Source organism: Glutamicibacter sp. NPDC088483, assembly GCF_044753145.1.
GTDB lineage: Bacteria > Actinomycetota > Actinomycetes > Actinomycetales > Micrococcaceae > Glutamicibacter.
In genome coordinates this window covers 336,694-358,803 of record NZ_JBIVMP010000002.1, presented here as the reverse complement: position 1 = coordinate 358,803, position 22,110 = coordinate 336,694, and the positions used below count along the sequence as shown (strand labels likewise).

Sequence of the window (22,110 nt, the reverse complement as noted above, 5' to 3'; positions counted from 1 at the left end):
CAACATTTTCGATGCTTAGTAACTGCGACTAGAATTCGCCTTGTGGAAGTGACAGTGAACAACCTGCAAAACGGCGAACCCGGCGCCGTGTCAGTCATCGGTGATGACTACAAAACAGGCCGAGACCAAGCCTTCGAACTAGTACCCGAAGCCGCCGTGTGCCTCAGCGTTTTGGTGGACCGCGACTAAGGAAATGCCCCAACCTCAAACGAGGGTGGGGCATTTTCTGCGTTAAACAGGCAACCCGTCAGCACTTGGGGGATGCTGACGGGTTTCACCAGCACGAATTCGCCCTTGGGGGAAGCAAACACGGTGCCTGACTGGTGATCTTTTGGGATTGGCATGAGCCATAAAACACTCTAGTGTCGGGCGCCGAGGAAAAACAATGACTCGATGATAAATAACTACAGTCCAGGGCTCTGAAACCTCTGGGCGTTAAAGGTTTAACCCCGTACTCTGAGCATAGGTTTCACGCCGGACATACGCTTTTGGGGGAAGCCGGTGTCCTTAGGGCCATGGATGGGGGTCCATGGCCCGGCGCAAAACTCGCAGTCAGCCTCACCGAAATGAACTTCGGTGGGGCTGACCCAATTTAATAGAGTAAGTGCCTGGCGCCTGAAGACGCTGAATGGCTCAGCATCATGGTGGGTCGGGAGCAGCAGGGGAGTTGTGGCGGTTCTGTGGCGGTTGGCCTGCAGTAGACCATTGATTCGGGCTTGAAATGACTGTACTGAGACAATTCCGACCATCAGCGAAAAACAAGGTTTTGCCCCGGATTTCCGCATCAATACAGGCCACAGCACCTATACCTCTTAATACTTGTCGGACTACGCACGCTAAATCCGTGCGCTAGTTCCAAGCCCGCAACCGGAAACGGTTGCGGGCTTGTCGCTTAACTACCTATCTGGGCTCTGACTTCGATAAGGTGGACTGGCACCAAAAACCCAAAGCAGAAGAGGAAGCACATGTCGGGTTCGGATATTGCAGGGCTCATCGCCGCCGGCGCGTTTGTTGTACTAGTTGTGCTGCTGGCAGTGCCGATCATTAAGTTGGGCAAGGTGTTCGACGAGCTGCGCAAATCGATCAAGGACCTGGCTGACGGAACCACTCCGCTGATCGGCGAAGTCGCCAACACCGTGGCGACCACCAACGACCAGCTCAAGAAGGTCGATGCCATCACCAGCAACGTTTCTGACACCACCGCCAATGTGTCCGCGCTGTCCTCGCTGGTAGCAGCCACCGTTGGCAAACCGCTGATCAAGGTTGCCGCGTTCACCGAAGGCGTGAAGGTCGCGATGAACACCAAGCCAAGCGGCAAGGCTCGCCGCAGCCGCTAAGCAAGCAACGCTGTTTGATCGAACACGTATCGGCGCGCTGAATAGGATACGGCCAACTGGTGGCCGCCAAGGAGACTAGAATGAAAAAGCTCTTGTGGGTTTCGATTGGAGTGGGCGTTGGCGTGCTCGCGTCCAAGAAATACGCTGAAGTTTCATCCGGGGCGGCGCTAAACCGCCAGGTCGGCAAGTACACCGACCGCGCCTCGGAATATTGGGAAGCCTTCCGCCAAGGAATGAGCTCCCGCGAAGAAGAATTACGTTCCGCCTTGGGCGTGGACGCCGCTAAGTGAAGGGATCATCCGTAACACGATGAAAACGCAGGAAATTGCCCGTCGTTGGGTCGACTTTTTCGTCTCGAAGGGCCATACGGCGGTACCTAGTGCCTCGCTGGTCTCGGCCGACCCTTCGCTGTTGTTCACGGTGGCCGGCATGGTCCCGTTCATCCCTTACCTCACCGCGCGCGAAGAGCCCCCGTACTCCCGTGCGACCTCCGTGCAGAAGTGCATCCGCACCGGCGATATCGAAGAAGTGGGCAAGACCGCGCGTCACGGCACCTTCTTCCAGATGTGCGGCAACTTCTCCTTCGGCGACTACTTCAAGAACGAAGCCATCCACTTCGCCTGGGAGCTGCTGACCAGCTCCGTCGAAGACGGCGGCTACGGCCTGGACAAGGAACGCCTGTGGGTCACCGTCTACGAAGACGGAGACGAGAAGGACCTTGAAGCCCGCCGCATCTGGGAAGAAGAGATCGGCATGCCTACCGAGCGCGTCGTAGGCACCGGCAAGGAAGACAACTACTGGAATACCGGCCAGCCCGGCCCCGGCGGTCCATGCTCCGAGATCTACTACGACCGCGGCCCCGCCTACGGTGTCGAGGGCGGCCCAGCGGTCGACGAGACCCGCTACGTGGAAATCTGGAACCTCGTGTTCATGCAGTACCGACTCTCCGCGGTACGTTCCAAGACCGACTTCGATGTGGCCGGCGAACTGCCCAAGCGCAACATCGATACCGGTCTGGGCCTGGAACGACTAGCCATGATCCTGCAGGGCGTCGAGAACATGTACGAGACCGACCAGGTCCGTCCGGTGCTCGACAAGGCCGCCGAGCTTGCCGGCGTCGCCTACACCTCCACCGAGGATCCAGCCGACCCGAACCACGCCACCGACGTGCGCCTGCGCATGATCGCGGACCACATCCGCTCCTCGCTGATGCTGATCTCCGACCAGGTCACCCCGGGCAATGAAGGCCGCGGCTATGTGCTGCGCCGGCTGATCCGCCGCGCCGTGCGCGCAATGCGCCTGATGGGCGTGGACACCGAGGTGCTCCCTGAGCTGCTCCCGGTATCGCGCGACGCCATGAAGGGCGTCTACCCCGAGGTGGAGGCCGATTTCGAGCGCATTGCCCGCATCGCCTACGCCGAAGAGCGCGCTTTCCGCCGCACCATCGCTTCGGGCACCACCCGCCTGGACGAGGCACTGGGCCACGCCAAGGAGGAAGGCAAGAACCTCTCGGGCGATGACGCCTTCACCCTGCACGACACCTTCGGCTTCCCGATCGACCTCACCTTGGAGATCGCCGCCGAAGCTGGCCTGTCCGTTGACGAGTCGCGTTTCCGCGAACTGATGAACGAGCAGCGCACCCGCGCCCAGAAGGACGCCAAGGCCAAGAAGGCCGGCCACGCCGACCTGTCGGTGTACACCCAGCTGGCCGAGGCCGGCAACGTGCACTTCACCGGCTATGACACCCTCGAAGGCGAATCCTCCATCCGCGGCATCATCCGCGATGGCCAGGTTGTGCCATTCGCCGAGCAGGGCCAGGAAATCGACCTGGTGCTGAACGAAACCCCGTTCTATGCCGAGTCCGGCGGCCAGGCAGGCGACAGCGGCCTGATCACCGGCGACGGCTTCGTGCTGGAAGTCACCGACGTGCAGGCCCCGGTCAAGGGCCTGAACGTGCACAAGGTCATCGTGCGCGAAGGCGAATTGCCAGCCGAAGCACTGGTTCGCACCCAGGTCGACGCGGTGCGCCGCCGCTCCGGCGAGCAGGCGCACTCCGCCACCCACCTGGTGCACGCCGCGCTGCGCGAGCTGCTTGGCCCAACGGCCACCCAGGCCGGTTCCTTCAACAAGGCCGGCTACCTGCGCTTCGACTTCTCCTGGGCCGAGGCGCTATCCGCCGCGGCACGCAGCGAAGTCGAGGAGGTAGTGAACCTGGCCATCGCCTCGAACTACCAGGTCGTCACCAATGAGATGGCACTGTCCGAGGCGAAGAAGCTGGGCGCCATGAGCCTGTTCGGGGAGAAGTACTCCAACGACGTGCGCGTGGTCGAGATGAACGGCGACTGGTCGCGCGAGCTGTGCGGCGGTACCCACGTGGACACCACCGCGCGCATCGGCCAGCTGACCTTGCTCTCGGAGGCTTCGGTCGGTTCGGGCAATCGCCGCGTCGAGGCCCTGGTCGGCATGGAAGCCTTCCGCCACGGAGCCGCCGAGCGCGCCCTGGTTTCCGAGCTCTCGGGCCTGTTCCGCGTTCCATCCAGCCAGGTGTCCGAGCGCGTCAACGACACCGTTGCCAAGCTGAAGGCCGCCGAGAAGCAGATCGCCGAGCTCAAGAGCCAGGCCATGCTGGCCCAGTCCGCAGCGCTGCTGCAGAAGGTCGCCACCATCGGCAGCACCCGACTGCTGGCCCACAACGCCGGGCAGATCGACTCGGCTGACGCCCTGCGCACCATGGCACTGGACCTGCGCGCCAAGCTGGGTTCCGAAGCCGCAGTCATCGTGCTGATCGGCGTGGCCAACGGCCGCCCGCTGGTGCTGGCTGTGACCAACGACGAGGCCCGCGCCAACGGCTTCAAGGCCGGCGCGCTGGTGCGCACCGCTACCGGCGTGCTCGGCGGCGGAGGCGGCGGCAAGGACGATATGGCACAGGGCGGTGGCCAGGACGCATCGAAGATCGATGACGCACTGGCTGCAATCCAGGCGGCACTGGCCAATGGCTAATGCCGCTCTCGGCGTCGACGTGGGCCTGGCCCGCGTCGGCGTCGCCGCATCTGATCCCTCCGGAATCCTCGCCACTCCGGTGATGACCCTGCGCCGGGATGCGAAGAAGAACTCGGATCTGCGGATGCTTCTGCGCATCATTGCCGATCGCGGCGTCACCGAGGTATTCATCGGGGAGCCGAAATCACTGGCTGGAAACGCGACCGAATCCACTAAAATGGCACGTGACTACGCGATTGCCTTGGCCCAGGAAGCTGCAAGCGCTAATATCGAGCTTGAGGTTTTCATGGTCGACGAACGCCTGAGCACCGTGAACGCGCATCGCTCGTTGCACGCCTCGGGCAAGAAGATGGAAGATCACCGCAAGGTGGTCGACCAGGTCGCGGCCACTGAGATCTTGCAGCAAGTGCTGGAAATGCGACGCAACAATGTGCGCGTACAAGCCAGCCGGATTGTGCTGCGCTAGCCCACAACCGCTAGGGCACCACAAAGACCCGAGAGATGAGAGTTGATGCGAGAAGAAGCCCGCCATGAACGGCAACGCGAAACGCATCGCGCGCTATACGAACGCTTTGCCGCCGGCACTGGCTTGCCGATCGAACAACCCTCAGAACCGGAACTGACCGGCACCGGGCATTACCGCCAATCGCTGGCGGCGGCCGAGGACAGCTGGCAGGAGCCCGCAGACCAGGAAGCCCCGGACGGGGAAGGAACCGACACCAGGTTCCTCCCCGCCCAGTCAGCCGCCGCCTCCGATGCGCCAGCATTTGCCGGGCACGAGGATGCCGCCCAGGAGCACTACTCGCACGAGGCCGACGCCGCGCAGCAGGCCGCGGTGCTCAGCGTCGATCCCCACGATGACCAAGCTGCCCAGGCCGCCGCCGCCGGCAAGGCCCAGCGGCGCAAGCGCACCAAGCGCAAGCGCAACCTGGTCATGCTGGCCACCGTGCTGATCTTCGCACTGGTGGTCGCCGGTTCGGTCTACTTCGTCAAGTCCGTGCTCAAGCAGTTCAACCCGGACGACTATCCAGGCCCAGGCGGCGCCGCGGTGGAATTCACCGTGGAAGATGGCTGGGGCTTGAAGATCATTTCGCGCAAGCTCGAAGAGCTCGATGTCGTCTCCAGCGACGGCCTGTTCACCGACGCCGTCGCGGACTCCGAAGCGCAGAGCAAGCTGATCCACCCCGGCACCTACCTGCTCAAGAAGCAGATGCCAGCGGCCGACGCGGCAGATATCCTCGTGAACCAGCGTCCAGACAAGGTCTTCTACATCGGGCTGAAGGCCAATATGCGCCTGGACGCGGCGATCAAGGAGATTGCCAAGGGCTCGGGCCTGGCGGAAAAGGATCTGCAGGAGCTGGCCAAGAAGCCGCAGCAATTCGGCCTGCCTGCCTCGGTGCCGAGCCTCGAAGGCTGGCTGCACCCGGGGGAGTACCGCTTCCCGCTGAACGCCGACGCCGAAGAAGTCCTGGGCGAACTGGTCAAGGCCACCAAGGCTTCCCTGGAGCAGGCCGGCATCACCGACCTCGAAGAGGGCTACCGCACCCTGAAGGTCGCCTCGATCCTGCAGGCCGAGGCACGCACCCCGGACTACGCCACGGTCGCCGGCGCGATCGAGAACCGCCTGGACCCGGGCAACCGCGAAACCCACGGGCTGCTGCAGGTCGACTCCTCGGTGATCTACGGGCTGGACCGCTACTCGCTGCAGTTCAGCGCCCAGGAGAAGCAGGACGCGTCGAACAAGTACAACACCTATGTGCACACCGGCCTGCCGCCAACCCCCTTGGGCTCGCCGGCGAATTCTGCGATCGAGGCTGCTGCCCATCCGGAAAGCAACGGCTACTACTACTGGGTGACGGTCAACATCGAAACCGGTGAAACCAAGTTCGCCTCGACCTACGCTGAGCACCGGCAGAACCAGGCGGAATTCCGCGCCTGGTGCAACCAGAATCCAGGAGTCTGCTAGCGCGGATTCCCGTGCTTGCCAGTCGCGCTGCTGCCGCTGTGCGGGCAGCCACAAGCAGAAAGTCCATGAAGCCATGAAGCAGGCAGCCGTTCTCGGCCACCCCATCAGCCACTCCAAGTCGCCGGTGCTGCACCGCGCCGCCTACCAGCTGCTCGGCGTGCCGATCAGCTACAGCGCGATCGATCTGGAACCGGGGGATGCTGCCGGGCACGCGGCCGCGCTGCGCGCAGGAAACTGGGCGGGCTGCTCGGTCACCATGCCGCTGAAGGATGCGTTCGTGCCGCAGATGGACGAGCTATCCGCCCGCGTGCAACGCCTTGGTGCGCTGAACACCGTGGTGGTCCGCGAAGACGGCACCCTCTACGGGGAAAACACCGACATCGACGGCCTGGTCCAGGCCCTGGCGGATTTCGGGCTCGCCCGCAGCGCGCAAGCGATGGTCCTGGGTTCGGGCAACACCGCGCTGGCCGCCATCGAGGCCGCCGCAGAAGTCGGCGCCCGGCAGCTGACGCTGGTCGTGCGCGCAGCCCCCCGTGCCGCCCGCGCTGTCGAATTGGCCCGGGAGCTCGGGATGGAAACGTTCGTCCACGAGATTTCGGAGATCGGCCAGGAGCTGGCCGCCACGCTCAACGAGATTCCGCTGGTCTTCTCCACCCTGCCGCCGCACGCGGCCGATGACTGGGTGCCGGCGATCGGCGCAGGCACCGGAATCCTGCTGGATGTCGCCTACGATCCGTGGCCTTCGGCCTTGGCCCGGTCTTGGCAGGGAACCGTGATTAGCGGGCTGCACATGCTGGTGCACCAGGCGGTGGAACAAGTGCGGCTCTTCAGCGCCGGTGCATGGGAGGAATCGCGTCGCATGGACGTCACAAATGCGATGTATGACTCTTTGGGTCTGGCCCGACACCAGTAATCAGTTCGTGCCATGGCAAAATAGATGACATGTTGCGTTGGTTGACCGCGGGCGAATCGCATGGCCCGGCACTTGTTGGAATTCTCGAAGGACTACCCGCCGGAGTATCGGTGGATAGCGAAGCAGTGCGAGAGGCACTGGCGCGCCGACGCCTCGGCTATGGCCGCGGCGCGCGCATGAAGTTTGAAAAGGACCAGGTCACCTTCCTTGGCGGTGTCCGCCATGGCAAGACCCAGGGCGGCCCGGTAGCCATTGAAATCGGCAACACCGAATGGCCCAAGTGGGAACGCGTGATGAACGCTGATCCGGTGGACCTGGATGAACTGGCCTCGATGGCGCGCAATGCGCCACTGACCCGGCCGCGTCCGGGGCACGCCGATTTCACCGGCATGCAGAAGTACGGCTTCGAGGACGCCCGCCCGATCCTGGAGCGCGCCAGCGCCCGCGAAACCGCGGCCCGTGTCGCCTTGGGCACCGTGGCTTCCCGTTTCCTGAACGACTTGGGCATCCAGCTCGTTTCGCACACCACCGCCGTCGGCTCCGTGGCTGCACCAGCCGATGCGCCGCTTCCCACGGCCGCCGACGTTGCGGCGCTGGATAACGACCCGCTGCGCTGCTTCCACCAGGAAACCAGCGAGGCGATGGTCGCCGAAGTCGATGACGCGCACAAGGCAGGGGAGACCCTGGGCGGCGTTGTCGAGGTCCTGGCCTACAACCTGCCTCCGGGCATCGGCTCCTACGTGCACTGGGACCGCCGCCTGGACGCACGCCTGGCCGCGGCCCTGATGGGCATCCAGGCAATCAAGGGAGTGGAGGTCGGCGACGGCTTCGCCACGGCCGCCCGCCGCGGCTCGGCCGCCCACGACGAGATCGTGCACGCCGAAGACGGCAGCATCAAGCGCAACTCGAACCGCGCCGGCGGCATCGAGGGCGGCATGAGCATCGGCGAGGTGCTGCGCGTGCGCGCCGGCATGAAGCCGATCGCCACCGTGCCCCGCGCCCTGCGCACCGTGGACACCGCCACCGGCGAGGACACCACCGCGCACCACCAGCGTTCGGATGTCTGTGCGGTGCCGGCAGCCGGCGTCGTGGCAGAAGCAATGGTCGCCCTGGTGCTCGCCCAGTCCCTGCTGGAGAAGTTCGGCGGCGACTCGGTGGCCGAAACCAAGCGCAATATCGAGTCCTACCTGGCGAACATCCCGGGCAACCTGGGTTCGACCGGCGTCTAGGAAGCGCGCTTCAATGATCTACCTCATTGGTCCGATGGCCAGTGGCAAGTCCACCGTGGGCAAGTCACTGGCCACGGCCCTTTCTACGAGCTTTGCGGATTCGGACGCGGCCATCGTCGCCCACCACGGAACCATCGCGCAGATCTTCGCCGAGCACGGCGAAGCGCATTTCCGCGACCTGGAAGTCCAGGCGCTGTGCCGGCTGCGCACCGGCGTGGTCGCCACCGGGGGAGGCGCAGTGCTGCGCGAAGAGAACCAGCAGCTGCTTTCGCGCGGGACGGTGATCTACCTGGAGCTGGGTGAACAGGCCGCAGCCGAGCGCATCAAGGGCGACGGGCACCGCCCGCTGCTGGCTGGTGACCAAGCCCTCAACAGCTGGATCTCCGTTTACGAAAAACGCCGCCCCATCTACGAAATGCTCGCTGACGTGCACGTTCTGGTGGATGGAAAGTCCGTTCCGCAAATTATCGACGAGCTTTTGCCGCAGCTGGACGCCCTGTGATTAGCCTCACGAGATGCAACTTCTGGCCGAACGCACGCGTACGCTAGAAAAATCACCACCATCAGGAGGAACTAGACTGATGCCTATCGCACCGACCACTCTGAAGGTCACCGGAAGCACCCCAGGGGAGTCATACCCTGTCATGGTCGGCAACGGCCTGCTGGGCCACTTGCCCGAACTGCTTGGCCCCGCGGTCAAGAAGGTCCTGGTCATCCACCCGCGGGCCCTGCGCGCCACCGGCGACGTCGTGCGCGACGAACTGGCGAAGTCCGGCCTGGAAGCATTGACCGCAGAGATTCCGGACGCCGAAGAGGGCAAGCACATCCAAGTCGCCTCCTTCTGCTGGGAAGTGCTGGGCAAGAACGATTTCACCCGTTCCGATGCCGTGATCTCCGTGGGCGGCGGCGCCGTCACCGACGTCGCAGGTTTTGTCGCAGCCACCTGGCTGCGCGGCGTGAAGGTCATCCATATCCCTACCTCGCTGCTGGCCATGGTCGACGCTGCCGTAGGCGGCAAGACCGGGATCAACACCGCCGAAGGCAAGAACCTGGTTGGCGCCTTCCACCCGCCAGCAGGCGTGCTCGCCGATCTGGACGCGCTGGCCACCTTGCCGAAGAACGAGCTGGTGACCGGCATGGCCGAGATCGTCAAGTGCGGATTCATCGCCGACGAGCGCATCCTGGAACTGATCGAAGAAGATCCAGCCGATGCCATCGACCCGGCCAGCGACCGCTTGCGCGAACTGGTCGAGCGCACCATCGCGGTGAAGGTCGACGTGGTTTCCCGCGACCTGAAGGAAGCCGGCGACCGCGAATTCCTGAACTACGGCCACACCCTGGCCCACGCCATCGAGCTGTCCGAACGCTACCAGATGCGCCATGGTGCCGCCGTGTCCATCGGGCTGGCCTTCGCCGCCGAATTGGGCCGCTCGGTTGGCTACACCTCCGACGCGGTGGCCGATCGCCACGTCGCGATCCTCAAGTCCCTTGGCCTGCCGACCACCTACCGCAATGACCGCTGGGCTGCACTGCTCGATGGCATGAAGCGTGACAAGAAGGCCCGCGGCAGCCAGCTGCGCTTCGTCGTGCTGGAAGAAATCGGCAAGCCGCGCATCTACGAAGTCCCCGATAACTCGCTGCTCTTCGCCGCCTACCAGGAAATCGGAGAGTAACTACATGGTCGACTACACCGCATACGCCATTGACGTCGCATCGGTAAACCGCGAAGGTGTCGGCACCGCCGTAGAGGGCGTGCTGATCGACCCCCAAACGCTGAAGCCCTACATCGCCGACGAGGCCGCGGCCGAGCAGCAGCTGCTGGTCGGTTCCCCTACCGACCAGGTCATGGTGCTGCTGGCGCGTGGGGAGCTGGTGAAAGCCGGCGAGCTGATCGCGGAATCGCGTTTCGTGGATCCAACCAACGCCCACCTGCGCGTGCTGGACACCGAGCTGACCCGCATGCAGGGCGACTTCGATCGCGCGATCAACCGCCTGCGCAAGCTGGCCGAGGAATTCGCCGGCACGGCATACGAGCCGCTGATCCACCACCACGCTGGCCTGTCCTTCTTCGCGAAGGGCGATTTCAAGGCGGCGGCAACCCGTTTCCGCAAGGCACTGGATCTGCGCATCGCGCTGGACGACGACGCGTACCTGGTCAACGCCGCAAGCACCTGCATGCAAATTGCCGAGGAGCGCGCCGCGCAGTAATGCGCGCCACCGTGTGAAACCCTTTGTACCGCATGGTGCGTAGGGTAAACTTGGAGATGGATTTTTGATAATGCCGGCGCTAGCTGGCGAAAATAGAGGATTGAGGAACCGTGGCGGATACAACTGACATCAAGAATGGACAGGTCATCAAGATCGATGGCCAGCTTTGGACCATCATTGACTTCCAGCACGTCAAGCCAGGCAAGGGCGGCGCATTCGTTCGCACCAAGATGCGCAACGTCATGTCCGGCAAGGTCTTGGACAAGACCTACAACGCTGGCACCAAGATCGAGCTGGCCACCGTTGACCGCCGCGACTACCAGTACCTCTACCAGGATGGCGAAGACTACGTCTTCATGAACCTGGAAGATTACGACCAGATCACCGTGTCCGGCACCACCGTTGGCGATGCAGCAGGCTTCCTGCTGGAGAACCAGGAACTGACCATCGCCATGTACGATGGCAGCCCGCTGTACCTGGAACTGCCAGCTTCGGTCATCCTGGAAATCACCTACACCGAGCCAGGCCTGCAGGGCGACCGCTCGTCGGCTGGCACCAAGCCGGCAACCCTGGAAACCGGCAAGGAAATCCAGGTTCCGCTGTTCGTTGAGCAGAACACCAAGGTCAAGGTCGACACCCGCACCGGCGACTACCTGGGTCGTGTCAACTAGTGAGAGCCCGCGCCAAAGCCCGTCGCCGAGCCCTTGAGTTCCTGTTCGAAGCCGAAGCCCGCGATGTCAATCCGCTGGCCGTAGCCATCGCACGACGGGAAAACTCGGATATCGTACTCAACGAGTACTCGCTGACGATCATCGAAGGCGTTACCGCACACCTGGACCGCATTGACGAAGTTCTCGAGAGCTACGTCAAGGACTGGACCATCGAGCGCATGCCAGCGGTTGACCGCAGCGCACTGCGCATCGGCGTGTGGGAGCTGCTTTACAACGACGACGTTCCCGATGCAGTAGCCGTGGCTGAAGCCGTGGTGAACGTCCGGGAATTGTCCACCGATGAATCGCCGGAGTTCGTCAATGGCGTTTTGGGTCGCATCCAGAGCGTCAAGGACACCCTGGTCGACTAATTCGATCCTCATCATTCCGAGCCCGGGCCGGAACCCCTTTCATGGGGTTCCGGCCCGGGCTTTTTTGCGTTCAGCCGTTGCCCGTTGCGGCTCGGCCCGCGCAGGATCACGGCGAAGCAGGCGGAGCGGGCTACCTGCACGGCGACCTGCTGGCCACGGGCTCGAATGCCGGGGGCTGGATGTTTTGCTGCTGGCTAGGCGCTCGGTCCTGCCATCCACGCTCGGACTGCTTGTCCTGCCGCACCATCCGGGTGAAGGGAGCGGGTCTGGCGTACCTGGATCTCCCGGGCTGATCCGGCGGGCAGGAACTCGGGTCCGCCGGGATCCGAGTTCGACGGAGCGGCGCAAATCCTGGATGAGCAGTACGCGCGGCATAGCGGGCCTGCGGATCTGCTGCGCGAATGCCTTGCCCGGGCGTGCGGGCCGATCATGCACGAGGAATCCCGGGCCCACGCCACTTCGCGGGTGTGTCGATCGCAACACATCTGCGCGCGGGGCCAAGGCCAAGCGCAGGGATCTGCGTGGTTCTGCCGGTCGCACGAAGCCGCCGGCCGATCGCTGTGACCGATTCCATGCCCTATTCAGTGTCATGCATAGGTTTCCGCTAGGGAATCAGCTCCCGCTCGTGATAATTTGAGTTAGCAATATTCCTTTAAATCCCGTCCCGTGAGGCGGAGAAGGGAGAGGTGCACAGCATGAATGAAAATTCAGTGCCAGATGCTGCCCGCACGGTATTAACCGGCGACGACATCGAACGTGTACTCACTCGCGTAGCCTTCGAGATCATCGAGGCCAATAAGGGCACCGACGACCTGGTGCTCCTAGGCATTCCCAGCCGCGGTTTCCCGCTGGCACAGCGGCTGGCAGCGCGAATCGCGGCTACCGCCCCGGGCAACCTGGACCCGGCATCCCTGGTAGGCCAGCTCGATATCACCATGTACCGTGATGATCTGCGCCACTCCACTACCCGCACCCCGTCGCCGACGCGCCTGCCAGCAGGCGGCATCGAAGGCAAGGTCGTGGTCCTGGTTGACGACGTCCTGTACTCCGGACGCACCATCCGCGCCGCCCTGGATGCCCTGGCAGACTGGGGCCGCCCCCGCATCGTGCGGCTGGCCGTTCTGGTTGACCGCGGGCATCGGGAACTGCCGATCCGCGCCGATCATGTGGGCAAGAACCTGCCGACAGCCAAGAGCGAAAAGGTGCGCGTGCACTTGGCGGAAATCGATGGGAAAAACGAAGTCGTGATCGAGGGCGCCGCGTGAAACACCTGCTATCCACCGCGGACCTGACCCGCGAAGAAGCCATCGCCATCCTTGATATTGCCGAAGAGATGCGCGAGTCCTCGACCCGTGCCATCAAGAAGCTTCCGGCCCTGCGCGGTCGCACCGTGGTGAACCTCTTCTTCGAGGACTCCACCCGCACCCGGATTTCCTTCGAGGCCGCCGCCAAGCGATTGAGCGCGGACGTCATCAATTTCTCGGCCAAGGGCTCGAGCGTTTCCAAGGGCGAGTCCCTGAAGGATACCGCCCAGACCCTGTTGGCCATTGGTGCCGACGCAGTGGTCATCCGCCACCCGGATTCCGGCGCCCCGGCCCGGCTAGCGGCCACGGACTGGATTGGCCTGCCCATCGTCAATGCAGGCGACGGCACGCACGAGCATCCCACCCAGGCGCTGCTGGACGCATTCACCCTGCGCCGCCAGGTGGCATTGCGCGATGGCACCAGCCCGGCAGGCCGCGGCCTGGACGGACTGAAGGTCGCGATCGTCGGGGATATCCTGCATTCGCGCGTGGCCCGCTCCAACCTGTGGCTGCTGAACACCCTCGGTGCCGAAGTGACGATGGTGGCCCCTCCGACCCTGCTGCCTTTCGGCGCCGGCTCCTGGCCCTGCGCCATCAGCTACGACCTGGACGCAGTGATCGCCTCGGGCGTTGACGCGCTGATGATGCTGCGCGTGCAGGGCGAGCGGATGAACGCCGCCTACTTCCCGAACCCCCGCGAATACTCGCGCTACTGGGGACTGGACGATGCGCGCCTGGCGCAATTGGACGCCTCGGGCGCCGAAACCCTGATCATGCACCCGGGCCCGATGAACCGCGGCCTGGAAATCTCCTCGGCTGCCGCGGATTCGCCGCGCTCCACCGTGCTCGACCAGGTCACCAATGGCGTGGCCGTGCGCATGGCCAGCCTCTACATGCTCCTCTCCGGCGACCTGATCTGAAGGAAGAAACCATGAACTACTTGATCCAGCAGGCCTCCATCCTCGGCGGCGAACCGGTCGACGTGCTGATCGCCGACGGCAAGATCGCCCAGCTGGGCAGCATTGCTGCCGCCGGCGATGCCCAGGTCATCGACGCGCGGAATCTCGTGCTCCTGCCCGGGCTCGTCGACACCCACACTCACCTGCGCGAACCAGGCCGCGAAGACGCCGAAACCGTGGAAACCGGTTCGCAGGCAGCGGCCCGCGGCGGCTACACCGCCGTGCACGCCATGGCCAACTCCACCCCGGTAGCCGATACCGCCGGCGTCGTCGAGCAGGTCTACGAATTGGGCCGCAAGGCAGGCTGGGTGGATGTCCGCCCGGTCGGCGCGGTGACCGTCGGGTTGGCCGGCAAGCAGCTGAGCGAAATCGGCGCAATGGCCGATTCCCGTGCCAAGGTGAAGATGTTCTCCGATGACGGCATCTGCGTCTGGGATCCGCTGCTGATGCGCCGCGCCCTGGAATACGTGAAGGCCTTCGACGGGGTCATCGCCCAGCACGCCCAGGAACCGCGCCTGACCGAAGGCGCCCAGATGAACGAGGGCGAAGTCTCCGCCATCCTGGGCATGCCCGGCTGGCCAGCGGTCGCCGAGGAATCGATCATCGCCCGCGATGTGCTCTTGGCCGAGCACGTCGGCGCCCGCCTGCACGTGTGCCATGTGTCCACGGCCGGCTCGGTGGAGATCATCCGCTGGGCCAAGGCCCGCGGCATCCAGGTCACCGCGGAGGTCACCCCGCACCACCTGCTGCTCACCGATGAGAAGGTGCGCACCTACGACCCGGTCTTCAAGGTCAACCCGCCGCTGCGCCGCGAAGAAGACGTGATGGCGCTGCGCGCGGGCGTTGCCGACGGCACCATCGACGTGATCGGCACCGACCACGCCCCGCACCCCTCCGAGGCCAAGGACTGCGAGTGGGGCGCGGCCGCCATGGGCATGACCGGCCTGGAGACCGCGCTGTCCATCGTGCAGCACACGCTGGTGGACACCGGGCTGATGGGCTGGGAGGGCGTGGCCCGCATTACCTCGCAGGTGCCCGCGCAGATCGGCCGCGTTGCCGACCAGGGCCGACCGATCGCCATCGGCGAACCTGCCAACCTGGTGCTGGTCGATCCGGCAGCCCGCTGGATCGTCGACCCGGCCGCCATGGCCACTAAGGGGCGCAACTCGCCGTTCGCCGGCATGGAGCTGCCAGGATCGGTGCGCGCCACCTTCTTCCACGGCCATGCCACCGTGCTCGATGGCCAGCTGGCTACCCCGAGGACGGCCAATGCCTGAGGGAGCCCTGACCCCGTTGATCTGGACGATTGTCGCGATCGTCGCAGGCGTGGGCCTGATCCTTTTCGGCTGGCGGAACCTCAAGGCCAGGCAGTCAGCGATTCCCGAGCCCTTCGAGGACTTCGCCGATGAGGTGGAGCACCATTTCGCAGGCATGTACGTGGTCACCACCCGGTTCGACGACTGGCTGGCGCGCATCGCGGTCCATGAGCTCGGGGTGCGCACCAACGCCACCTTGGAACTGGGACGCGAAGGGCTGCACCTGATCCGTTCCGGAGCGCGCGACGTGCACATCCCGTGGGAGCACTACGAGGACGTGAAGCGCAGCAACGGGATGATCGGCAAGGTCGTGGAGAAGAACGGCCTGATCGTCATCACCTGGAACAAGGACGGCTTCACCTTCGACACCGGATTCCGTCCCCGCTACCACGAGGACACCCCAAAGATCTATCAGTTGCTGGCGTCGCACAACGACGTAAGCCGAGCAGGAGACAAATAAGTGAATTCCCTGAGCAACCTACCAGCCGTGTTGGTACTTGAAGATGGCCGCATCTTCCGCGGGCGCAGCTATGGCGCCGTGGGCACCACCCTGGGAGAAGCAGTGTTCACCACCGGCATGACCGGCTACCAGGAAACCCTGACTGACCCGTCCTACGCGCACCAGATCATCGTGCAGACCTTCCCGCACATCGGCAACACCGGCGTGAACTCGCAAGATCCGGAATCCACCCGCATGTGGGCTGCCGGCTACGTGGTACGCGACGCCGCCCGCCGGCCAAGCAACTGGCGCAGCGAGCGCACCCTTGATGCTGATCTGGTCGAGTACGGCATCGTGGGCATCCAGGGCGTGGACACCCGCGCGCTGACCCGCCACCTGCGCGACGCCGGCGCGATGAAGTCCGGCATCTTCTCCGGCGATGACGCCGCGAAGACCGACGCCGAGCTGGTGGCCCTGGTCAAGGCGCAGCCGTCGATGGCCGGCCGCAACATCTCCGCCGAGGTTTCGGTGGACGCCGCCTACATCGTCGAGCCAACGGACCACGGCTACGATGGCGAGGCCAAGCACACCGTGGCCGCGATCGACCTGGGCATGAAGTCGATGACCCCGCACCGCTTGGCCGAGCGCGGCCTGCGCGTGCACGTGCTGCCGTACAACGCCACCCTGGAAGATATCAAGGCCACCGGCGCTAACGGCGTGTTCTTCTCCAACGGCCCCGGCGACCCTGCCACCGCCACCGCCCAGGTGGAACTGGTCCGTTCGGTGCTCGACGCCGGCATCCCGTACTTCGGCATCTGCTTCGGCAACCAGATCCTGGGCCGCGCGCTGGGCTTCGACACCTACAAGCTGCGCTTCGGCCACCGCGGAATCAACCAGCCGGTGATGGACAAGGCCACCGGCCGCGTGGAAATCACCAGCCAGAACCACGGCTTCGCCGTCGACGCGCCCATCGAGGGCGCCGTCACCGCTCCGGTCGAACGCTTCGGCAAGGTCGAAGTCTCGCACTATTCGCTGAACGACCACGTGGTCGAAGGCCTGAGCTGCCTGGACATCCCGGCCTTCTCCGTGCAGTACCACCCAGAGGCAGCATCCGGCCCCCACGATGCCGCCTACCTCTTTGACCGCTTCATGACCGCGTTGGATTCCGCCGCAGAAAAGGACAGCAAGTAATGCCTAAGCGCACCGATCTGAAATCAGTTCTCGTCATCGGTTCGGGTCCGATCGTCATCGGCCAGGCCGCTGAATTCGACTACTCCGGCACCCAGGCACTGCGTGTGCTCAAGGAGGAAGGCCTGCGGGTCATCCTGGTCAACTCCAACCCGGCCACCATCATGACCGACCCGGAATTCGCCGACGCCACCTACGTGGAGCCGATCACCCCCGAGGTCGTCGAGAAGATCATCGCCAAGGAACGCCCTGATGCGATCCTGCCGACCCTGGGCGGGCAGACCGCGCTGAACACCGCCATCGCCCTGGACAAGTCCGGTGCCTTGGAGAAGTACGACGTCGAGCTGATCGGCGCGAACATCGAAGCCATCGAGCTGGGCGAGGACCGCGAGAAGTTCAAGGGCGTCGTGGAGCGCTGCGGCGCCGAATCGGCCCGCTCGGTCATCGTGCACACCCTGGACGAGGCCTTCGCCGCCGTCGAGGAGCTGAACTACCCGGTAGTCGTGCGCCCGTCGTTCACCATGGGCGGCCTGGGCTCGGGCATGGCCTACAACCCGGAGGACCTGCGCCGCATCGCGGGCGCCGGCCTGCAGTACTCGCCAACCACCGAGGTGCTCCTGGAGGAGTCCATCCTGGGCTGGAAGGAATACGAGCTGGAGATGATGCGCGACAAGAACGACAACGTCGTGGTCGTCTGCTCCATCGAGAACTTCGATCCGGTCGGCGTGCACACCGGCGACTCGATCACCGTGGCCCCGGCCATGACCCTGACCGACCGCGAATACCAGAAGCTGCGCGACATCTCGATCGCGGTCATCCGCGAAGTCGGCGTGGACACCGGCGGCTGCAACATCCAGTTCGCCATCGAGCCTGACACCGGCCGCGTCGTGGTCATCGAGATGAACCCGCGCGTCTCGCGCTCCTCGGCACTGGCCTCCAAGGCCACCGGCTTCGCGATCGCGAAGATCGCCACCAAGCTGGCCGTGGGCTACACCCTGGATGAGATCCCGAACGACATCACCCAGAAGACCCCGGCTTCCTTCGAACCGGCCCTGGACTACGTGGTAGTGAAGGTTCCGCGCTTCGCCTTCGAGAAGTTCCCGGCAGCGGACAAGACCCTGACCACCACCATGAAGTCGGTCGGCGAAGCGATGGCCCTGGGCCGCAACTTCACCGAAGCGCTGCAAAAGGCGCTGCGCTCCCTGGAGCAGAAGGGCTCCGAGCTGTCCTTCGAGCCGATCCCGGAATCCGAGCACGAGGCCGTGCTGGCCTCGATCGTCAAGGGTTCGACCGAGCGCCTGTCGCTGGTCCAGCGCCTGCTGTTCTCCGGCGTGTCCCTCGAGAAGCTGTTCGAGACCACTGCGATCGACCCGTGGTACCTGGACCAGCTGCAGCTGATCAACGAGGTCGCGCAGCTGGTGGCCGCGAACAAGCACCTGCCGGAACACGTGCTGCGCGAAGCCAAGCGCCACGGCTTCTCCGATGTCCAGCTCGCCCAGCTCACCGGCAAGGCCGAATCGGTCATCCGCGGCATCCGCCATGCCCTGGGCGTGCGCCCGGTCTACAAGACCGTGGACACCTGCGCCGCCGAATTCGAGGCCTTCACCCCGTACATGTACTCCTCGTACGACGAAGAGACCGAGCTGGAGCGCCACGAGAAGAAGTCGGTCATCATCCTGGGCTCGGGCCCGAACCGCATCGGCCAGGGCATCGAGTTCGACTACTCCTGCGTCCACGCGGTGATGGCGCTGCGCGCCGAGGGCTACGAGACCGTCATGGTCAACTGCAACCCCGAGACCGTCTCCACCGATTACGACATCTCCGACCGCCTCTACTTCGAGCCGCTGACCTTGGAAGATGTCCTGGAGGTCATCCACGCTGAAGAGGAAACCGGCGGCGTGCTGGGCGTGTTCGTCCAGCTTGGCGGCCAGACTCCGCTGAAGCTCGCCGCCGAGCTGAAGGCTGCCGGCGTGCCGATCCTGGGCACCTCGCCCGAGGCCATCGATCTGGCCGAGCACCGCGGCGCCTTCCAGCAGGTACTGGATAACGCCGGGCTGGTAGCGCCGAAGAACGGCACCGCGGTGTCCTTCGCCGATGCCAAGACCATCGCCGACTCCATCGGCTACCCGGTACTGGTTCGCCCTTCCTACGTGCTGGGCGGACGCGGCATGGAGATCGTGTACGACGAGGCCAACCTCGAGCGCTACATCACCAACGCGACCGAAATCACCGTGGACCACCCGGTACTGGTGGACCGCTTCCTGGAAGACGCCATCGAGATCGATGTCGACGCCCTGTTCGACGGCACCGACCTGTACGTCGGCGGCATCATGGAGCACATCGAGGAAGCCGGCATCCACTCCGGGGACTCGGCCTGCACCCTGCCTCCGATCACCCTGGGCGCCGACGTGCGCGACCGCGTTGCCGCGGCAACCCGTGCGATCGCCGAAGGCGTGGGCGTGCGTGGCCTGATCAACATCCAGTTCGCCCTCGCCAGCGACATCCTGTACGTGATCGAAGCGAATCCGCGTGCATCGCGCACTGTGCCATTCACCTCGAAGGCTACCGGCGTGCAGCTGTCCAAGGTCGCCGCGCTGATCGGCGTGGGCCGTACCCTGGCCGAAATGCGCGGCAGCTACCTGCCAGCATCCGGCGATGGCGCGCACCTGCCGGAATCGGCGGCGATCGCCGTCAAGGAAGCAGTCATGCCGTTCGCCCGCTTCCGCACCCCGGAGGGCAAGGTCGTCGACTCGCTGCTCGGCCCAGAAATGCGTTCCACCGGCGAAGTCATGGGCATCGACAAGTACTTCGACACCGCTTTCGCCAAGTCGCAGGCCGCAGCGAACAACCCGCTGCCAACCGGCGGCAAGGTCTTCGTCTCGGTCACCAACCGCGACAAGCGCTCGATCGTCCTGCCGGTCAAGCACCTTGCTGACCAGGGCTTCGAGATCATCTCCACCGGCGGCACCGCAGAAGTGCTGCGCCGCAACGGCATCCCGACCCAGGTGGTCGGCAAGCTGCACGAAGGCGGGGAGTCCATTGTCGATTTGATCGTAGCCGGCCAGATCGGCCTGATCCTGAACACCCCGTCGGGCTCGGATGCACGTGGCGATGGCTACGAAATCCGCGCCGCCGCGACGTCTGTCGGCACCCCGGTCATCACCACCGTGGCGGAGTTCAACGCTTCGGTCCAGGCGATCGATGCCCTGCGCGAGTACGAGTGGGATGTCACCAGCTTGCAGGTGCACGACGCCAACCTGAACGCAGCGCGCAATGCCTGAGCCGACCCCATTCGGTCAGCGGCTTCGTTCAGCCATGCAGGCTTCCGGCCCGCTGTGCGTGGGGATTGATCCCCACCCGGCGCTGCTGGAAGCCTGGGGGCTGGAAAATACGGCCGAGGGCGTGCGATCTTTCTCACTGACCGTCGTGGAAGCGATGGCCGGTGCGGCGGCAATCCTCAAGCCCCAGGTGGCTCTGTACGAGCGTTTCGGGTCCAAGGGATTTGCCGCATTGGAAGAAACCTTGAGTGCTGCGAAGTCCGCTGGACTGCTCACGCTGGCCGACGCCAAGCGCGGGGATATCGGTTCGACCATGGCAGCGTACGCGAGCGCATGGCTCGATGATGCTTCTCCGCTGGCCGCTGATGCCGTGACTCTGAGCCCGTACCTGGGTTATGAATCGCTGCGTCCGGCATTGGATTTGGCTGCTGGAACCGGCAGGGGAGTGTTCGTTCTCGGACTGACTTCCAACCCCGAGGGGCCATCGGTACAGCACGTAGGCGGGGAAAACTCGGTTGCTAAATCAATTATTGACCAAGTCACTGCGGATAATGCATACGCAGGAGATTTAGGACATGTCGGGCTGGTTGTTGGTGCGACCATCGGGGATGCACCGTCCAAGCTCGGAATCGATCTGGCAGCTTCCAAGGCTCCGCTGCTCACACCAGGGCTCGGCGCCCAGGGTGCCACGGCCGCGGATATTGCCAAGTCATTCGCCTCAAGCTACGGCCAGGTACTGGGCACGAGCAGCAGGGACATCCTCAAAGAGGGGCCGAGTAAGGCCGCTCTCAGGGAAAAAGCCCTGCGGGTTAGGGACGAATTGCTGGCAGCTCGCTAGCAAAAAATTCGAATAAGTGACATAGGCGCGTTGTGGCTATTAGAGTTTCTAGTAGCCACAACGCGTTTAGTCTTGCAAAAGCAGCGTTAGCTCGCTATGTTTCTCAACATAAGCCTTAGTCCACTACAACTGAAGGATGGCTGAACGATGGTACTGCGAGAACTCTCTGACGAAGATCGTATCCGCGCCCGCGCCAAGGCACTCGCCGCACGCACTCGTCGTGCAGAAATCAAGGCCGAGTTCAGTGCCGGCAAAATTTCCATCACCGAGGTACTAGACTTGGTATACGAAGATGAAGCCGTGGGACGCATGCGTGTCATGGACCTTCTGGAATCGGTACCGGGCGTAGGTGAAGTACGCGCGGCAAATTTGCTGGAGCGACTTGGCATTTCCCCTTCCCGCCGTCTGCGCGGACTGGGACGCAAGCAGCGCACCGCAATCACCGAGCACTTCAAGCAAAGCCCGCCAAAAACGAAAGTGTAGTCAATGACCGCTGCGTCGGTAACTGTTCTAGCCGGCCCCACGGCAGTAGGCAAGGGCACCGTCTCTACCTACATCCGCGATAACTATCCAGATGTCTGGCTTTCGGTGTCCGCAACGACCCGCAACGCCCGGCCAGGGGAGCAGGATGGAGTCCACTACTTCTTCGTGGGCCCCGAACGCTTCCAATCCCTGGTCGAGGAAGGCCAGATGCTGGAATGGGCTGTTGTCCATGGCCAGAACAGCTACGGCACGATTCGATCGACGGTTGAAGATGCAGTGGCAGATGGCAAGAAGGTTCTGCTGGAAATCGATCTGCAAGGTGCGCGCCAGGTCAAGGAGTCAATGCCCGAGGCAAAATTCGTCTTCTTGGCACCGCCATCATGGGAGGAATTGGTGCGCCGCCTTGTGGGACGCGGCACTGAAACGGCCGAGGAACAGCAGCGCCGCCTAGAAACCGCTAAACTAGAACTTGCAGCGGAATCTGAATTCGACGTGACCATCGTCAACGACGATGTCGCACGTGCCGCCGAAGAGCTTGTAGCCCTCATGGGGCTAAAGAACGACAAATAGG

At 64.0% G+C, this 22,110-nt stretch carries 22 protein-coding genes; all 22 read left to right on the top strand.

The genetic code is table 11. The features are described from left to right. The first annotated feature begins 54 nt into the window (after positions 1-54). A complete protein-coding gene (locus tag ACIP6G_RS05880; protein WP_400289120.1) occupies positions 55-189 on the top strand; it encodes a hypothetical protein in 135 nt (44 codons plus the stop codon). A 776-nt stretch (positions 190-965) separates the two neighbouring features. Beyond that, positions 966-1,337: a DUF948 domain-containing protein gene (locus ACIP6G_RS05875; RefSeq protein WP_400289118.1), complete on the top strand. Its 372-nt coding sequence runs from the start codon at positions 966-968 to the stop codon at positions 1,335-1,337. An 80-nt stretch (positions 1,338-1,417) separates the two neighbouring features. After that, complete coding sequence (locus ACIP6G_RS05870; RefSeq protein WP_105658293.1) at positions 1,418-1,627, top strand: hypothetical protein; 210 nt, start codon at positions 1,418-1,420, stop codon at positions 1,625-1,627. A gap of 19 nt (positions 1,628-1,646) precedes the next feature. Further along, a complete protein-coding gene (gene alaS / locus ACIP6G_RS05865) occupies positions 1,647-4,337 on the top strand; it encodes an alanine--tRNA ligase (RefSeq protein WP_400289115.1) in 2,691 nt (896 codons plus the stop codon). Next, positions 4,330-4,803: a Holliday junction resolvase RuvX gene (gene ruvX, locus ACIP6G_RS05860; protein WP_219844133.1), complete on the top strand. Its 474-nt coding sequence runs from the start codon at positions 4,330-4,332 to the stop codon at positions 4,801-4,803. Before alaS ends, ruvX begins: the two co-directional genes overlap by 8 nt. Positions 4,804-4,848: 45 nt before the next feature. After that, on the top strand, positions 4,849-6,303 hold the full coding sequence (mltG, locus tag ACIP6G_RS05855; RefSeq protein ID WP_400289113.1) for an endolytic transglycosylase MltG: 1,455 nt from the start codon (positions 4,849-4,851) through the stop codon (positions 6,301-6,303). A gap of 73 nt (positions 6,304-6,376) precedes the next feature. After that, the gene (locus tag ACIP6G_RS05850; protein ID WP_400289111.1) at positions 6,377-7,216 is read left to right on the top strand and encodes a shikimate dehydrogenase family protein; all 840 of its coding nucleotides are present in this window, start codon (positions 6,377-6,379) and stop codon (positions 7,214-7,216) included. A 29-nt stretch (positions 7,217-7,245) separates the two neighbouring features. After that, positions 7,246-8,445 (top strand): chorismate synthase, encoded by a 1,200-nt coding sequence (gene aroC, locus ACIP6G_RS05845; RefSeq protein WP_133833335.1) that lies wholly within the window; start codon positions 7,246-7,248, stop codon positions 8,443-8,445. 13 nt (positions 8,446-8,458) lie between these two features. Next, complete coding sequence (locus tag ACIP6G_RS05840; protein WP_105658299.1) at positions 8,459-8,947, top strand: shikimate kinase; 489 nt, start codon at positions 8,459-8,461, stop codon at positions 8,945-8,947. A 79-nt stretch (positions 8,948-9,026) separates the two neighbouring features. Then, entirely contained in the window at positions 9,027-10,118 is a 1,092-nt protein-coding gene (gene aroB, locus ACIP6G_RS05835) for a 3-dehydroquinate synthase (RefSeq protein WP_105661293.1), read from the top strand. Positions 10,119-10,122: 4 nt separating this feature from the next. After that, positions 10,123-10,653, top strand: a complete 531-nt coding sequence (locus tag ACIP6G_RS05830; protein WP_105658301.1) for a tol-pal system YbgF family protein — start codon at positions 10,123-10,125, stop codon at positions 10,651-10,653. A 110-nt stretch (positions 10,654-10,763) separates the two neighbouring features. Next, positions 10,764-11,324, top strand: a complete 561-nt coding sequence (efp, locus tag ACIP6G_RS05825; RefSeq protein ID WP_013349066.1) for an elongation factor P — start codon at positions 10,764-10,766, stop codon at positions 11,322-11,324. Next, positions 11,324-11,734: a transcription antitermination factor NusB gene (nusB, locus tag ACIP6G_RS05820; RefSeq protein ID WP_105658302.1), complete on the top strand. Its 411-nt coding sequence runs from the start codon at positions 11,324-11,326 to the stop codon at positions 11,732-11,734. The genes efp and nusB overlap by 1 nt, the downstream gene beginning before the upstream one ends. A 695-nt stretch (positions 11,735-12,429) precedes the next feature. Further along, positions 12,430-12,999 (top strand): bifunctional pyr operon transcriptional regulator/uracil phosphoribosyltransferase PyrR, encoded by a 570-nt coding sequence (gene pyrR / locus ACIP6G_RS05815; RefSeq protein ID WP_105658359.1) that lies wholly within the window; start codon positions 12,430-12,432, stop codon positions 12,997-12,999. Next, positions 12,996-13,958: an aspartate carbamoyltransferase catalytic subunit gene (locus ACIP6G_RS05810; RefSeq protein WP_105658303.1), complete on the top strand. Its 963-nt coding sequence runs from the start codon at positions 12,996-12,998 to the stop codon at positions 13,956-13,958. Before pyrR ends, ACIP6G_RS05810 begins: the two co-directional genes overlap by 4 nt. An 11-nt stretch (positions 13,959-13,969) precedes the next feature. Beyond that, positions 13,970-15,274, top strand: a complete 1,305-nt coding sequence (locus ACIP6G_RS05805) for a dihydroorotase (protein WP_400289106.1) — start codon at positions 13,970-13,972, stop codon at positions 15,272-15,274. Beyond that, positions 15,267-15,773, top strand: a complete 507-nt coding sequence (locus ACIP6G_RS05800) for a hypothetical protein (protein ID WP_105658305.1) — start codon at positions 15,267-15,269, stop codon at positions 15,771-15,773. The genes ACIP6G_RS05805 and ACIP6G_RS05800 overlap by 8 nt, the downstream gene beginning before the upstream one ends. Beyond that, the gene (gene carA, locus ACIP6G_RS05795) at positions 15,774-16,943 is read left to right on the top strand and encodes a glutamine-hydrolyzing carbamoyl-phosphate synthase small subunit (RefSeq protein ID WP_400289104.1); all 1,170 of its coding nucleotides are present in this window, start codon (positions 15,774-15,776) and stop codon (positions 16,941-16,943) included. Beyond that, a complete protein-coding gene (carB, locus tag ACIP6G_RS05790) occupies positions 16,943-20,221 on the top strand; it encodes a carbamoyl-phosphate synthase large subunit (protein WP_105658307.1) in 3,279 nt (1,092 codons plus the stop codon). The genes carA and carB overlap by 1 nt, the downstream gene beginning before the upstream one ends. Beyond that, complete coding sequence (gene pyrF / locus ACIP6G_RS05785; RefSeq protein ID WP_133833341.1) at positions 20,214-21,056, top strand: orotidine-5'-phosphate decarboxylase; 843 nt, start codon at positions 20,214-20,216, stop codon at positions 21,054-21,056. The genes carB and pyrF overlap by 8 nt, the downstream gene beginning before the upstream one ends. A 147-nt stretch (positions 21,057-21,203) precedes the next feature. Further along, the gene (mihF, locus tag ACIP6G_RS05780; protein ID WP_013349055.1) at positions 21,204-21,539 is read left to right on the top strand and encodes an integration host factor, actinobacterial type; all 336 of its coding nucleotides are present in this window, start codon (positions 21,204-21,206) and stop codon (positions 21,537-21,539) included. Positions 21,540-21,542: 3 nt separating this feature from the next. Further along, the gene (gene gmk / locus ACIP6G_RS05775; protein ID WP_105658309.1) at positions 21,543-22,109 is read left to right on the top strand and encodes a guanylate kinase; all 567 of its coding nucleotides are present in this window, start codon (positions 21,543-21,545) and stop codon (positions 22,107-22,109) included. The last annotated feature ends 1 nt before the right edge of the window (position 22,110 follow it).